The organism is Rossellomorea aquimaris, from assembly GCF_020171925.1.
Classification (GTDB): domain Bacteria; phylum Bacillota; class Bacilli; order Bacillales; family Bacillaceae_B; genus Rossellomorea; species Rossellomorea aquimaris_F.
In genome coordinates this window covers 1-14,463 of the sequence record NZ_JAIVAR010000012.1, presented here as the reverse complement: position 1 = coordinate 14,463, position 14,463 = coordinate 1, and the positions used below count along the sequence as shown (strand labels likewise).

At 43.6% G+C, this 14,463-nt stretch carries 14 protein-coding genes; 1 reads left to right on the top strand and 13 read right to left on the bottom strand.

The features are described 5' to 3' along the window. Nucleotides 1-110 precede the first annotated feature (110 nt). From LCM10_RS20085 to metG, 3 genes are all read right to left on the bottom strand, one after another. Nucleotides 111-1,331, bottom strand: a complete 1,221-nt coding sequence (locus LCM10_RS20085) for a G5 and 3D domain-containing protein (protein ID WP_224878290.1) — start codon at nucleotides 1,329-1,331, stop codon at nucleotides 111-113. Nucleotides 1,332-1,580: 249 nt separating this feature from the next. Then, nucleotides 1,581-2,348, bottom strand: coding sequence for a TatD family hydrolase (locus LCM10_RS20080; protein WP_224878288.1), 768 nt, complete (start codon nucleotides 2,346-2,348; stop codon nucleotides 1,581-1,583). A gap of 500 nt (nucleotides 2,349-2,848) precedes the next feature. Next, entirely contained in the window at nucleotides 2,849-4,810 is a 1,962-nt protein-coding gene (gene metG, locus LCM10_RS20075) for a methionine--tRNA ligase (RefSeq protein WP_224878286.1), read from the bottom strand. A 473-nt stretch (nucleotides 4,811-5,283) separates the two neighbouring features. Between metG and LCM10_RS20070 the strand changes: the two genes are divergently transcribed. Further along, nucleotides 5,284-5,565 carry an AbrB/MazE/SpoVT family DNA-binding domain-containing protein gene (locus tag LCM10_RS20070; protein WP_224878283.1) on the top strand — a complete coding sequence of 94 codons (282 nt, stop codon included), beginning with the start codon at nucleotides 5,284-5,286 and terminating at the stop codon, nucleotides 5,563-5,565. 56 nt (nucleotides 5,566-5,621) lie between these two features. Here LCM10_RS20070 and rsmI read toward each other — a convergent pair whose 3' ends face one another. The 10 genes from rsmI to LCM10_RS20020 form a co-directional block, all read right to left on the bottom strand. Continuing rightward, nucleotides 5,622-6,500 carry a 16S rRNA (cytidine(1402)-2'-O)-methyltransferase gene (gene rsmI, locus LCM10_RS20065; protein WP_224878281.1) on the bottom strand — a complete coding sequence of 293 codons (879 nt, stop codon included), beginning with the start codon at nucleotides 6,498-6,500 and terminating at the stop codon, nucleotides 5,622-5,624. Beyond that, complete coding sequence (locus LCM10_RS20060) at nucleotides 6,469-7,260, bottom strand: tRNA1(Val) (adenine(37)-N6)-methyltransferase (RefSeq protein ID WP_224878279.1); 792 nt, start codon at nucleotides 7,258-7,260, stop codon at nucleotides 6,469-6,471. The genes rsmI and LCM10_RS20060 overlap by 32 nt, the downstream gene beginning before the upstream one ends. Nucleotides 7,261-7,368: 108 nt before the next feature. Next, nucleotides 7,369-7,743 (bottom strand): DNA replication initiation control protein YabA, encoded by a 375-nt coding sequence (yabA, locus tag LCM10_RS20055; protein WP_224878277.1) that lies wholly within the window; start codon nucleotides 7,741-7,743, stop codon nucleotides 7,369-7,371. 14 nt (nucleotides 7,744-7,757) lie between these two features. Next, nucleotides 7,758-8,585, bottom strand: coding sequence for a stage 0 sporulation family protein (locus tag LCM10_RS20050; RefSeq protein WP_224878275.1), 828 nt, complete (start codon nucleotides 8,583-8,585; stop codon nucleotides 7,758-7,760). 7 nt (nucleotides 8,586-8,592) lie between these two features. Continuing rightward, the gene (gene holB, locus LCM10_RS20045) at nucleotides 8,593-9,576 is read right to left on the bottom strand and encodes a DNA polymerase III subunit delta' (RefSeq protein ID WP_263621569.1); all 984 of its coding nucleotides are present in this window, start codon (nucleotides 9,574-9,576) and stop codon (nucleotides 8,593-8,595) included. Between the two features lie 13 nt (nucleotides 9,577-9,589). Further along, nucleotides 9,590-10,030: a YaaR family protein gene (locus LCM10_RS20040; RefSeq protein ID WP_224878273.1), complete on the bottom strand. Its 441-nt coding sequence runs from the start codon at nucleotides 10,028-10,030 to the stop codon at nucleotides 9,590-9,592. A 23-nt stretch (nucleotides 10,031-10,053) separates the two neighbouring features. Continuing rightward, the gene (locus tag LCM10_RS20035; RefSeq protein ID WP_224878271.1) at nucleotides 10,054-10,383 is read right to left on the bottom strand and encodes a cyclic-di-AMP receptor; all 330 of its coding nucleotides are present in this window, start codon (nucleotides 10,381-10,383) and stop codon (nucleotides 10,054-10,056) included. A 334-nt stretch (nucleotides 10,384-10,717) separates the two neighbouring features. Next, nucleotides 10,718-11,350, bottom strand: a complete 633-nt coding sequence (gene tmk, locus LCM10_RS20030) for a dTMP kinase (RefSeq protein WP_224878382.1) — start codon at nucleotides 11,348-11,350, stop codon at nucleotides 10,718-10,720. Between the two features lie 17 nt (nucleotides 11,351-11,367). Next, complete coding sequence (locus LCM10_RS20025) at nucleotides 11,368-12,795, bottom strand: aminotransferase class I/II-fold pyridoxal phosphate-dependent enzyme (protein ID WP_224878269.1); 1,428 nt, start codon at nucleotides 12,793-12,795, stop codon at nucleotides 11,368-11,370. Nucleotides 12,796-12,902: 107 nt separating this feature from the next. After that, nucleotides 12,903-13,103, bottom strand: coding sequence for a sigma factor G inhibitor Gin (locus tag LCM10_RS20020; protein ID WP_318247517.1), 201 nt, complete (start codon nucleotides 13,101-13,103; stop codon nucleotides 12,903-12,905). Nucleotides 13,104-14,463 lie beyond the last annotated feature (1,360 nt).

Genomic DNA, 14,463 nt, shown 5'->3' with positions numbered 1-14,463 from the left:
GTCTAATCAGTAGAACCCTTTGTTATTATTATATCTGATATTTTCCCTGGCTTATACTAAAGGTTTTCAAACCCGGCGCAATACAAAAAAGCAGGAGGAGTCCCCTGCTCTTAATCTAAGACTTTCACTTTGATTGTTTTTCTACCCCAACGATAGGCATCGGATTTGGAAGAGAAGAATACATCGATCTTGTTCCCCTTGATGGCACTTCCTGTATCGGCTGCCACGGCATAGCCATATCCTTCTACATATACTTTCGTCCCCAATGGAATGACGGAAGGATCGACCGCTATGACCTTGATCCCTGGATTCGATTTAAGATTGATCCCAGTTGCAGTATAGCCGGAACATCCGTTACAAGATGCAGTATAGGCTGTCGAGCTCACATAGAATTCCCTGCCGCCGCTCTCTGCAGAAGCTGAAGCTGAAGCCGAGCTTCCACGGGAAACTTGGGCCACAAGGACCTTCGTACCGACATTGACTATTTTATCCTGGCTTTCTTTCACTGTTTTTTCACTGATTAGCTTCCTGGAAATCTCTTTTCCATTTTCTTTAACGATTTCGTACTTCTTTTCAATCAGACCCTTTTTCCCTTCCTGGACCACTTCTTCTTTTCCTTTGGAAAGATTTGAGTCTTTTCGAGAAACAACTGTAAAGTCAGTTGGCTCTTCCACTACATCGGTGACTTTTTCAACTCGAACGACGTTTACGACATCATCTGCTTTCACTACTTTGTCTAAACTTGGTTCAACGCGATCGGTTTTATTAAGTTTGATTCCCTGTTGCTTTAAAAAGTCAGCGACCGTAGTCGAAGTGGACCATACCTTTTGCTTCTTGCCTGCATCCACCAACTGGAGTGCAAAGGCCTTCTCAATGGCAATCTTCATGTCCCCTGTAATCTTTTGGGTCAAATCTGGCTGAACCTTATCATGTTCCCCTACTTCTATCTTGTTCTCCGATAGCAACTCTTTTACCGTATCAGCATTGGTCCAGAACTTCTGCTTCTTGTCACCAACTGATACTTCTACCTGTTTTGCCGGTTCCCAAACAACTTTCATGTTGTTGGTTACCTTTGTGGATCCCGAGGGATACAAATAGTCTTCTGAGCGGGTTGAAATCTCTAAATCTTTTAATATATCCTGAATCGTACTTGCATGCGTTCTTATCTCTTTTTGCTCGCCGTCTAGGGTCAATGCCACAGTGTTTTTCGAACCCTCATAAAAAAGGATGCCGAATACAGCTGCTGATGCTGCGATGGTTGCGACTGCAGCGATCCATTTCCTTCGACTCAAAGACTTGGAAAACAGGCTTTTCATGTTTTTAAACTTCATGAAAAACGCCTCCTTTTCTCGGAGTGATTATATAGAGTATTCCAGAGAGTGTCAACCCTTACTCCTTTTTTCTTAATCTAGCAAAATATTGAAACCGGGGAACATAGGACATATTATGCAAAAAAAAAGAGAAAAAGAAAAGAGAGAGTTATCGACATGGTTATCCTATGAAAGGCAAAAGCGATGTAGAACTTTTTGTTTTCATAAACATTTGGGACAAGCTCTCTCAATTCTCGACAATACTCGATGTCAGTTTATGTTGAATAATTTATTTGCGTTCTGGGTTGTCACGTTTTCTACTTCTTCGAGCGGAATGCCTTTCAATTCGGCGATCTGTTCCGCCACAAGCTTCACATAAGCAGGCTCATTCCGTTTCCCCCTGTTTGGATGAGGGGCAAGGTACGGACAGTCCGTCTCGATGAGAAGCTTCTCCAAAGGAATTTCCTGCGCCACTTCTTTAGGTTTCTTCGCATTCTTGAAAGTGACCGGTCCTCCAAGTGAAATATAGAAGTTCATGTCTACACATTCCTTAGCGATTTCGGCACTTCCGCTGAAGCAGTGCATGATCCCGCCTACTTCCTCAGCGCCCTCTTCACGAAGGATATCGACTATATCCTGTGTCGCTTCCCTGTTATGTATGATAATTGGCAGCTTCACTCTCTTTGCTAAGTGAATTTGTTTCCTGAAGACTTCTTTCTGAATCTCTTTAGGGGACTTATCCCAGTGATAATCAAGGCCCATTTCGCCGATTGCGACGACTTTGGGATGAGAAGCAAGCTCTTCGATCCAAGCAAGATCCCCGTCAGTCATATCGATCGCATCCACGGGATGCCATCCTACGCTTGCATACAGGAATTCGTACCGTTCCACCAGTTCCATTGCTCTTTCGATCGTAGGGCGGTCAAATCCGACGACGACCATCCTTCCGACTCCCGCTTCCTTTGCCCTTGAAATCACTTCTTCCAGGTCTTCGTTGAATTGTTCAGCATTCAAATGGACATGTGTATCAAATAACATGTGTGACACTCCTTGTAAAAATAATTTTAGTATAAAAATGAGTGACAAGCATCTCAGTAACGTAACAATTAGGTTACAAATTTTGGATTGACGTGAATATATTGTCTCCGTCATTTATACCTTAGTCATTGAAGTTTTTAATGCCGCTGCCTGATTCCGTGGAAGACTTCGTTTTCTGCGGGTAGCCCGTGAGCCCTGTCGGTCGTTCCTCCCTGCGGAGTCCCACATAAGCTACTTTTCCCGCATGAGGCTTCGCCTTCCACTCCAATCAACAGCTGGAGTCAGCTATAAGTAAATTGTCATCTTTATTATTGTCTATCCCCGTACATTGTATAGGCTTTAAGAAAAATTCTAAAATAATTTGATTTCGCTTTCTTTTATTGTTATCTCCATATAATATATTCGATTGATAATACTAATATAAACTATACTTTCTTCCTTATTATATTATTCCGATATAACAAAAGGATGTTCCACGTGGAACATCCTTTTGTGTTTATTTACTTTACTTTTGTTCCATTTGCTAATGTTTGGTCGACGGTTGCGAGAGAAAGGGTACCGTCTTCTTCTCCTGCAAGGATCATTCCTTGGGAGAGTTCACCGCGCAGTTTGACCGGTTTCAGGTTGGTTACGCAGATGACTTTCTGGCCAACGAGTTCTTCCGGCTTATAGTGTTTTGCGATGCCGGAAACGACTTGACGTTTCTCGTAACCAAGATCCAGCTGGATCTTAAGAAGTTTATCTGCTTTCTTTACCGGCTCGGCATTTACGACTTGAGCCACTCTCAGTTCGACTTTCATGAAATCATCAATTGTGATTTCTTCACTTTCTTCAGGAGCAGGTGCAACCTTTTTCTCTTCATCCGCAGGCTTGCTACCTTGCATCTTCTCTTTGATGTAGTCTACTTCTTCCTTAAGATCAAGGCGAGGGAAAATCGGCTCTCCCTTTTTCACGACTTCAGTGCCTTCAGGAATCGCACCGAATTCTTCTAAGCTTTCCCACGTTTGAAGTTTCTCGTCATGGAGGTTCAACTGTTCAAAGATCTTCTTAGGTGTTCTTGTCAAGAATGGCTGTAACAAAACAGCAACTCTTCGCAGGGATTCTGCAAGGTGGCTCATGACGCTTCCGAGTTCCGCCTTTTTCTCTTCTTCCTTTGCAAGTGCCCAAGGCTGCGTTTCATCAATGTATTTATTTGTACGGCTCACGAGCTGCCATAGGCTAGATAAAGCCACGGAAAACTCCATGTTCTCCATCGCTTCTTCGTATTTTTTCACCGTTTCTTGATTGATTTCGAGGAGGTTGGAATCAAACTCTCCTTCAGACCCAGCATAAGCAGGGATGACACCGTCGAAATACTTGTTGATCATGGCGACGGTCCTGTTCAACAGGTTACCAAGATCATTCGCAAGGTCGAAATTGATTCGTTCCACGAATCCTTCCGGAGTGAAGACACCGTCGGAGCCGAATGGAACTTCCCTTAATAGATAATAACGAAGTGAATCAAGGCCATAACGATCGATCAGTGTGACAGGATCGACGACATTTCCTTTTGATTTAGACATCTTACCGTCTTTCATCAACAGCCAACCGTGTGCAAATACCTTCTTTGGAAGAGGCAGGTCCAAGGCCATCAACATGATCGGCCAATAAATCGTGTGGAAACGGACGATTTCCTTCCCTACCAGATGGACATCCGCTGGCCAGTATTTCAAGTAATTCTTATCGTTATCCGTGCCGTATCCTAATGAAGTAATGTAATTGGATAATGCATCAATCCAGACGTAGATGACGTGCTTCGGATCTCCTGGAACCTTCACTCCCCAGTCAAACGTAGTCCTTGAAACAGCAAGGTCTTCAAGTCCCGGTTTGATGAAGTTGTTGATCATCTCGTTCTTACGTGATTCAGGCTGGATGAATTCCGGATTTTCATTATAATAAGCAAGTAAACGGTCAACATACTTACTCATCTTAAAGAAGTAGGATTCTTCTTTCACTTTTTCAACAGGACGTCCGCAGTCAGGACACTTACCATCTTCAAGCTGACGTTCAGTGAAGAAGGATTCGCAAGGCGTACAGTACCAGCCTTCATACTGATCAAGATAGATATCTCCCTGGTCCACTAATTGTTTGAAGATCTTTTCGACAATTTCCTTGTGACGGTCTTCTGTCGTACGGATGAAATCGTCATAGGAGATGTCCAATTTCTCCCACAGATCTTTAATGCCGCTTACAATTCCATCGACATAGCTTTGAGGACTGATGCCTTGCTCTTCCGCTTTACGCTGGATTTTTTGTCCGTGTTCATCGGTACCGGTCAAATATCTGACATCAAAACCGCGCATTCTTTTATAGCGGGCCATCGCATCCCCAGCCACCGTCGTGTAGGCATGGCCTATATGTAAATTTCCACTTGGATAATAAATCGGCGTCGTAATATAGAAGGTCTTCAATTTCTCTTCCACTTCGCTTCCTCCTCTTTCTTTCTATAATACCCACATAAATAACCGGCTGTGAACGAATGGTATTTAGTGGATTTGACTCATTGTCTTACCTACTATCTTAACCTCTTATCTCATCAAAATATACCTAAAATATATCGTTTCTGCAACTGCACTGCGCGCCATTCCCCACTCTCCGTAAAACCAGTTGGAATTTGTCGTTTTTTGTCGAATGATTGCGCTTGTACAGAATTTTCGACAAAATTCACTTAGTTACAATAATATTAAATTGGTAATACAATTATTTACAATAGACTGTAAAGCTTGTCATATCAACTTTTTTATTGGAAGTTATTTTTAAGAATTTACAAATTTAATTATTGACGTTAACTGAAATCGTTGGTATGATATTACCAGATACAGAAAAATGTCGAATATTGACGAACCAATAAACTATTAGAGAGATAAAATAAATTATTCTTTGGAGGAGAAATGATATGAAATCTACAGGTATTGTAAGAAAAGTTGACGAATTAGGCCGTGTCGTTATTCCAATCGAACTTCGCCGTACACTTGGTATCGCTGAGAAGGATGCATTGGAAATTTATGTGGATGATGAAAGAATCATCTTAAAGAAATACAAGCCAAGCATGACTTGCCAAATCACTGGTGAAGTATCTGATGATAACATCAAGCTTGCTGATGGCAAACTGATCTTGAGCCGTGAAGGTGCAGAACAACTTATTAAAGAAATCCAAGATTCTTTCCAAGCAAAGTAATCTTTATTGACCATAAATAAAAGGGCTGTGGTGTCGATTGACACTCAGCCCTTTTTCTATTCTCCCTCTACATGAAATGCCTGATACACGTCTCGTTTGGGCAGGTCTCTTTCCTTCGCCACTTCTTTGATTGCCATTTTGGATGTCATGCTTTTTTCTTCTATATAATACTGAACATGCTCCTGTAGGGTGTGAGACTCCCACCACTTTTCCTGTTCAGCTTCAATGGGGTCTTGATTCCCTTCAATCAATAAGCAGAATTCCCCTCTCACTTCACCTGATTCAGCCCATTCAATGACTTCTTCCAGGGTTCCTCGAACGAATTCTTCAAACTTCTTGGTCAGCTCACGGCAAATGACAATCTGCCGGTTGCCGAGTGTGTTCAACATTTCTTTAAGGGTCTCCTTCAGTCGATGGGGAGATTCATATAGGATGAACGTATCCTCCAGCGTACGAAGCTTCTCCAACTCCGCTCGTTTCTCTTTCTTACCTCTTTGCAGGAATCCATAGAAATAGAAGGGCTGAGGGGCCAAACCTGAAGCAATCAAGGCGGTCAAGGCTGCGTTCGCACCCGGAAGAGGGATGACTGTCAGACCATGTTCGATTGCAGCTTTGACCAGTTCATATCCAGGATCGGAAATGGATGGCATCCCGGCATCACTGACGAGCGCAACGGTTTCTCCTTGTTCCATTCGTTCTATTAATTTTTGGCCACTTGTTTCTTTATTGTGTTCATGATAACTGATGATGTGTGTATCAATTTCGAAATAATTGCAGAGCTTCTTTGTGTTCCTTGTATCCTCTGCTGCAATGACATCCGCTTCTTTCATGATCCGGATAGCCCTGAATGTCATATCTTCAAGATTCCCGATCGGTGTGGGAACAAGGTATAGACTGCCTTTCTTACTTTCCTGAAAGCTTTTCTGCTGATTCATGAAGGGCTTCACCTCCTGTTTCTTTTCCATAAAGCATGTCATGAACTTCCTCAGAGTATTCGTTATTTTCGTCGTATACGTATAATGGCGGGAGAACCTTCAAGTCGGGTCTTCCGTCTTTGATTCCTTCGATCAAAAGCGTATTCGCCTCTTTACCCGGCCTTGGATAGACGAGCCTCATCCGCTTTGGTTCGAGGCGGTGCTTCCTCATCAGGGACAGGATATCCATCAGCCTTCCGGGTCTGTGTACGAAAGCCGCTTTTCCACCTTGTTTCAGGAGGTAGCTCGCCGCCTTGATCGTATCTTCCAAGGAACAGAGGACTTCGTGACGGGCGATCGTATAATGTTCATTCAAGTTTTGCATCGAAGTAGGGACGTTCTCGAAATAAGGCGGGTTACAGGTCACCACATCATAGTGGGAATGATGAAGCAGATTGTTGATTTCTTTCACATCGCCAAGCTTCATTGTTACCTGGTCCTCTACACCGTTATACTCCACGCTTCGTTCCGCCATATCCAAAAGACGCTCCTGAATCTCTACGCCGGTGATTTCCACATTTGTCCTTGCACTCAATAGCAGCGGGATGATCCCATTCCCGGAGCATAAATCAACCACTTTCCCTCTTTTAAGCGGCAAATAGCTGAAACGTGCAAGTAAGACGGCATCCAGTGAAAAAGAGAATACCGACGGGCTTTGAATGATCCTCATGTTTTCAGCCAGCAGATAGTCTAGTCGTTCGTCATCTTTTAATACAACCATGTGTTTCCTCCGTCTGTCTATCGGTTTCCTTCAACAAAAAGGACCAATCCTGTCGAATGGATCAGCCCTTTTTCTTCTCTATTCTATTCTGAACATGATTGTCCTACTTTATTTCTTGTTTAAGAAAGAAAGGCAGAACAAGCAATCTTCATCTTTACGGGGACTTCCAAAATGGATGTTGCAGATATGGAAGCCTTCCTGATAGAGGCGGGCAAGGTTATCATACCCTTCCCCAATATCCATTTGCTTATCTTCTAAGTCCGACTCACTCGTCGTACCCGCATCGCTTGTTGTTTGTTCCTTCATTGGCGAGTTCTTCGTCTGTTCCAGTCTTCGACGCAAATGTTCGTTTTCAAGCTTGAGGGCATTATTTTCCTCAAGCATTTCAGCAAGGCATTGCTTGAGCTCGCCCAACTGATTATATAAATCACCAATCTGTTGTTCCATATTGCTGACTGAATCAAAGAACTCTTTTTTATCCACGACACTACACCCCGTTACTCTGTGGCTTGGAATGATACGGCACCTTCGTTCATTATTTCATCTAAAGTGAATTCCAATACACGGTCTTCTGCTTTAATTTCAACCTGAAGAACCCGCTCAAGAATATTAAGACCTACGACTTTACCTTTTCCGTGAGGTGTCTTGATGACTTCACCGATATCAGGCAACTCCTCTTTGGCAGCTTCGTATTCGTCATTTTCATACTTCAGACAACACATCAACCGTCCGCATAAACCTGATATTTTCGTTGGGTTAAGGGATAGATTTTGATCCTTGGCCATCTTGATCGATACCGGTTCAAAATCCCCCAAGAAGGTCGAACAACAAAGCATACGGCCACAAGGACCGATACCACCGAGCATCTTCGCTTCGTCTCGAACGCCAATCTGACGAAGTTCAATGCGCGTACGGAAGATAGAAGCCAGGTCTTTCACCAGCTCCCGGAAATCAACGCGCCCATCAGCGGTAAAATAGAATATGACTTTATTGCGGTCGAACGTATATTCGACATCGACTAATTTCATATCTAATTGATGCTGATTGATTTTATCACAACATACATTGTAGGCTTCCTCGGCAGAAGATTTATTTTCTTCTACCGTCAAGCGATCCTTTTGATCCGCGATCCGGATCACCTTTTTCAGAGGAAGGACTACATCATTTTCATCGACTTGCTTTCTTTCTACGACTACTTTGCCGAACTCGACCCCGCGTACGGTCTCGACGATCACATAACTATTCTTATGGACATCCAGTTCTCCGGGATCGAAGTAATAGATTTTTCCCGCTTTCTTAAAGCGTACTCCTACAACATCGTACAAAGGACCATCACCCCTGCAGTTTTAGCATAAGCTGTTCTACCAGCAGCTGCGAATTCATATTGGCGTTTAACTTGCGTTTTGCTTCAAGGATCGCCGTCATATTAGTAGAAAGACGGTTTGTCGATACTTGAAGTGCGTTTGATTTCCATTTTTCCTTTTGGTCCGGGTAGACGAGCTGTTCTTCTTTTCCTAACTGGATATGAAGTAAGTCTTTATATATTAGAAGTAAAAGATCTAATGCTCGATCAACTTGATCTTTTTCTTTGAAGTGCTGTACAAAATCCTCTTGAATTTTCACCATTGCTTGGAAGGGACTTTTTTGGAGGACTTCATATAATTTTAACACTATTATTCTTGCTTGTGCAAACCACTCATTTTGACATATTTCTACAGCTTCTTCGTAGCGATTTGTCAGATTGGAAGCAAGTGACGCCATGTGGGGCTGAATCCCTTCATCGATCAGCTGTTGCGCCAGTTGTTCCTTTGGAAGCGGTTTAAATGAAATCGTCTGGCACCTTGAAAGAATGGTAGGCAGCATTCGGTGAATATTTTCCGTAAGAAGGATCGCCGTCGAATCAGCCAGCGGTTCTTCAAGGAATTTCAGAAGACTGTTCGCTGCATTGGCCGTCATTTTATCACTGTGCACAATAATATAAATCTTCTTCTTTGATTCGACCCCGGTCTTCGAGAATTCCTCTTGAAGCTTCTTGATTTGCTCTTTCTTGATCGAGAGGCCGTCCGGTTCGATCAAATGAAGATCCGGATGATTCCCATTGTTGACACGCCGGCAGTTGTTGCATTCTTCACATGCTTTCCCATCCCGGCGTTTCTCACATAACAATGCCTTCGCAAAGAAGATGCTCACTTCTTTCTTCCGGGTCCCTTTCTCCCCTTCAAATAAATAGGCATGCGCCACACGGTTTTTCACTATGCTATTTTGAAGCATCTGCAGCACGACAGGCTGTGATGATTGTATCTCTTCAACATTCATGTCTATCACTCACTTACATATAGAGGTTGATCAGCAAACCCTTGATTTCACCGATCTTTCCTAATACGTCGATCGATTTCTTCTCCTTGTCCATAACCATATCGGTCAATTCAACAAGTTCCCCATCGATGGTCTCAACGATATTAAGCTTCCTTCCCTCGCCGAATTGATTCCACGTATGAGATTGCTTCAGGTCCATACCGAAATGAACGGCTTCTTTCACAAATTTCTTCACTAGTGTCTTATATTTCGCCAGGTCTTTAAAGGTCCTCGACTTTGCCAGGCGGCTCCCTGCATCCTCAATCGTAGCCAAAAGCTTATTCAACTGATCCATCTGAAGTTTCTGATCATGCTTCCTGACAAGCTGGCCGAACTTCACTTGCTGATTCGAAGCGGACTTCGTATCCTTCTGAAGCGGATCAACGGACACACGATGATCATGATTGATCTTCATCACGTAAGACTCCTCACTTTAACTTAAAACTGGTGGAACTGATCGACAGGCAGGACAAACACCGTAGCGCCACCGACTTCCACTTCTACCGGATACGGAACATACGAATCCGCATTTCCTCCCATCGGGGATACAGGCGCAACCATTTGATCGCGGGACTGACAATTTTCCTTGATGACCTGCAGCGCTTTATCGACACGGATATCATCCGTCCCGATGATGAAAGTGGTGTTCCCCGACTTCAGGAAACCTCCCGTACTCGCAAGCTTCGTGGAACGGAAATTGTGCTCCATCAGTGCCGTTGATAACCGATTACTATCTTTATCCTGAACTATCGCCATAATGACCTTCATATTGGCTTCCTCCGTTTCAAAGACATATACTTCCTTCTATTATATCAATAAATGGGGCAGGCTGACATCCCACATACAAGGTCTTTTGTGAAGCGCTTCTGTATTTTGGGTCAGGTTTGTGAGGTCGTGACGAGATTTGTCGAAATATCGTTACGCACTTCAACTATTACGGTCATTTCCGAGAATGACATTTCAGTCGATCATTCCGGCCATTTATCTGCTTTCGCTCTATTTTAAATTAAGGTTATCATTCGCTTTTCCAGCTATGTTTTCCGGTCACAATTTACGATCAAAAAAGGCAGCCACATCGTACGAAGAGAGCTGCCTTTCATCATCAATTTTGTAAAAATCCCATTACGATTTCGTACGCTGAAGCGAATACCTCTTCCTTGCTTTCCCTTGCATCCACGACCTTGATCCGTTCAGGATATTGCTTAATAAGAGATTGATAACCCTCATAAACCTTTTGGTGGAAATCCAGCGATTCTAGATCCAGTCGGTTCACTTCCCTGCCGTCATGTTGCGCAATCCTCTTCAATCCCTCTTCCGGCGATATATCGAAGTAGAGAGTCAGGTCCGGCATTCGATCCTCAATTGCAAACTGATTGATATTCATGACTTCGTCCATGCCGATCCCTCTTCCATTCCCTTGATAGGCAAGAGAACTGTCGATGAAACGGTCACAAATGACAATGGCACCTTTCTCGAGTGCAGGCACAACAACCTCCACCAAATGCTGACGACGAGCCGCGGCATACAATAATGCCTCCGTGCGGATGTCCATCGCTGTATTATGCTTATTCAGGATCACTTCCCTGATTTGTTCTGCAATGGATACGCCTCCTGGCTCCCTCGTTTTAATGACGGTATGGCCGTCTTCGACTAGCTTTTCATATAATTCTTTCAGAATCGTCGATTTTCCGGCTCCATCCGGTCCTTCAACTGTAATAAAACGTCCCTCTTTCATTTCTTTAAACCCTCCATCTATCGAAACACACATATATAGCCCTCCTCAAGGCGATGTTCTCCTTGAATGCTGGCTTTATTCTTTACATATTGCCTCAGTCTCACCAACGTATCCCCCGAGATCCTCTCGCCCGGAATCAATAATGGGATCCCTGGCGGATACGGAATGATCATACGCGCCGATATCTCTCCCTCGGCCTGAGACAGCGACACCCACTCGACTTCCTTGGCGTCCATTTCATCGAGACTGATTGCAAGTGTCGTGTAATGCTGTTGCTTATTTCTTTCTATTGTAACTGCAGCCCCATCTGCCACCGATGCTTCTTCTTCCTTCAGCGCTGTCCGGATCCTGTCCACGGCTTCCTTATAAGGAAAAAGACGGTCACCTTTCACTAACGGTAGAATAAGAAGAACATAGAACGGATCTGCAAGCTCACAGAATACTCCTTGGGCCTCCAGTAACTGCTGAAGTTCATAACCTGACTTTCCATCGAAATAAAAAAGAAGCTTTAAAGGGTCAGGGGTCCGTCTGACTCCGAGACCATTTTTCATGTCCTGTATGGCCTGCACAAACCCATCGATTTCCTCAAGATTCCGTTTCAAGTCGGATTGTGTCATCCTCCCCAGATACGACCGGGCATAATCAAGCGATGCCATGATTGGATATGAAGGACTGCTTGATTGCAAAATCGATAGATACTCACGCACCTTCCCCTCATTCACACGATCCGTTCCGATGTGCAAATAGGATCCCATCGTCATGGCAGGGAGCATCTTATGGGCGGAGTGGATGACAATATCACCACCCGACTTCAGCGCAGAATCAGGAAAAGGTCTTCCCAACTGGAAATGGGGACCGTGGGCTTCATCTATGATGGAGACGACGCCATGCTGATGTAATTCAGCGATCAGCGCTTCTACATCATAGGTCATTCCGTAATAGGTAGGGTAAGTCAATACACAGGCCTTTGCATCCGGGAATGCCTTCAATGTCGCCTTTAATGAAGTCAAGCTCACACCTACCGGCATCTTTCCTTCCTCGTCCCAATCCGTTTCAACCAGAACCGGAACAGCCCGTGCAAGCCTGATACCGTTCAATACCGACTTATGACAATTCCGTTGCACAAGTACCGTGTCCCCCGGAGAACAAGTCGCCAGTATGCTAGCTATATTCCCTACCGTACTCCCATTCACGAGTAAAAAGCTCTTCCTACTTCCATACAAATCACTTAGCAGCATTTCCGCTTCACTAATCGCTTCATGGGGATCATGAAGATCATCCAATCCACTGAGCTCGGTCAAATCCCGTTGATAAAAAGACTGCTTGTCCCCCGCATTCATGAGCAAGCCATTCTTATGACCTGGAACATGAAACGAAATCGGATCCTTGCCAAGGTGCGCCTCCATCGCTTCGATAAGAGGCATCCTGGATTGATCATACTTCATGGTTACCCTCTCTCCCCACACAAATATCAATCTACATCGTACCACACTTTCATGGGGCTTATCTCACTTAAACTAAAAAAATCATAACCAAGCTTTCTATCACCTGGTTATGAATAAATTTGTGGGGTATTCACTTTTTTCAGTCGTTGAACGAATAATTTGTATACCGGGTCATTCGTATCCGTCTGTACCATTTCCCTTTCACAATCCGTACAAATAAACGACGTGTACAGATGGATTCCAACCGACTTCTCACTTTGACACACAATACACTGCTCTTCAACCGCCTTACGCTCTGCATTCATCATAAGGATCTCCACCTCCATACAATCTATTGTGCCCCAAGCGCTCCAATTGTATACAGTATTATAAACTTTTAAACTAACAGAATGTTCACGTGTACTCCTATCTTATGTAGTATCCGCCCAGTCCGTGTATGTCTAGCTGTAAAAAGTTTGAGAAATTGAGTGGGGGAACTTAGAATGGTCGTGGGACAGGGAGTTGGAGTACATCGCTGGATGATTGGTCGGGGGAGTGGGATGGTGGTTGATTGGGGGGGTGGCGGGTATCGGGGTGGCGAAAACCGAGATAGAGGCGGGTTTTGATTATATAGGTCATAATACAAATGGGGGTATGGGTTACGACATGCTTTAATGGTGGATGTAAGGCGCTTCAAGTTAAAAACGGTGGGTTTTATAAAAAAAGACAAATTAATGGGCTAAAAAAGGATAAAAGTGAGTGTTTTTAGTGGGATTGGATGAGTATGACCCTCTTCATCAGTTAACACTCAGGATTGGGATGGTAGCTGATCGAGGCGGCGGGTATCGGGGTAGCGAAAACTGAAACAGAGGCTGGTTTTGATAATAAATTTTGATTTTTGATAATAAAGGTTCCGGTTTCGATAATAAATCCGCTATTTTCGATAATAAGTCTTTCAATTTTGATAATAAATTGCTCATAATACGGCAAAGGGTATAGGTTTAAACGTACTTTTTTGGTGGATGTAAGGCGCTTCAAGTAATAAACAGAGGGTTTTTATTTAAAAAAGACAAGTTAATGGGCTAAAAAAGAATAAAAGTGAGTGTTTTTAGTGGGATTGGATGAGTATGACCCTCTTCATCAGTTAACACTCAGGATCGGGATGGTAGCTGATCGAGGCGGCGGGTATCGGGGTGGCGAAAACCGGGACAGAGGCTGGTTTTGATAATAAATTTTGATTTTTGATAATAAAGGTTCCGGTTTCGATAATAAATCCGCTATTTTCGATAATAAGTCCTTCAATTTTGATAATAAATTGCTCATAATACGGCAAAGGGTATAGGTTTAAACGTACTTTTTTGGTGGATGAAATGCGCTTCAAGTTAAAAACGGAGGGTTTTATTAAAAAAAGACAAATTAATGGGCTAAAAAAGAATAAAAGTGAGTGTTTTTAGTGGGATTGGATGAATATGACCCTCCTTCAGTCACCACACCACAAACATTCCCTACCATGATTCACGACACCATCATGCCAACACCACATCATCTCCCCCACCAACCACATCCTCACACAACAAAAAAACAGCCCCCAAAAGAGCTGCTTTTTCTATTTGCCTGGCGACGTCCTACTCTCACAGGGGGAGAGCCCCCAACTACCATCGGCGCTGAAGAGCTTAACTTCCGTGTTCG

Bases quoted from the DNA above. Each gene is read 5' to 3' on its own strand.
- LCM10_RS20080 (WP_224878288.1), bottom strand. From the start codon at position 2,348: ATGTTATTTGATACACATGTCCATTTGAATGCTGAACAATTCAACGAA.
- LCM10_RS20085 (WP_224878290.1), bottom strand. From the start codon at position 1,331: ATGAAGTTTAAAAACATGAAAAGCCTGTTTTCCAAGTCTTTGAGTCGA.
- tmk (WP_224878382.1), bottom strand. From the start codon at position 11,350: ATGAAAGAGGGACGTTTTATTACAGTTGAAGGACCGGATGGAGCCGGA.
- LCM10_RS20035 (WP_224878271.1), bottom strand. From the start codon at position 10,383: ATGAAGGTCATTATGGCGATAGTTCAGGATAAAGATAGTAATCGGTTA.
- LCM10_RS20060 (WP_224878279.1), bottom strand. From the start codon at position 7,260: ATGGTTGTATTAAAAGATGACGAACGACTAGACTATCTGCTGGCTGAA.
- LCM10_RS20040 (WP_224878273.1), bottom strand. From the start codon at position 10,030: ATGAAGATCAATCATGATCATCGTGTGTCCGTTGATCCGCTTCAGAAG.
- LCM10_RS20025 (WP_224878269.1), bottom strand. From the start codon at position 12,795: ATGAAGTATGATCAATCCAGGATGCCTCTTATCGAAGCGATGGAGGCG.
- LCM10_RS20020 (WP_318247517.1), bottom strand. From the start codon at position 13,103: ATGATGAATGCAGAGCGTAAGGCGGTTGAAGAGCAGTGTATTGTGTGT.
- LCM10_RS20070 (WP_224878283.1), top strand. From the start codon at position 5,284: ATGAAATCTACAGGTATTGTAAGAAAAGTTGACGAATTAGGCCGTGTC.
- holB (WP_263621569.1), bottom strand. From the start codon at position 9,576: ATGAATGTTGAAGAGATACAATCATCACAGCCTGTCGTGCTGCAGATG.
- rsmI (WP_224878281.1), bottom strand. From the start codon at position 6,500: ATGAATCAGCAGAAAAGCTTTCAGGAAAGTAAGAAAGGCAGTCTATAC.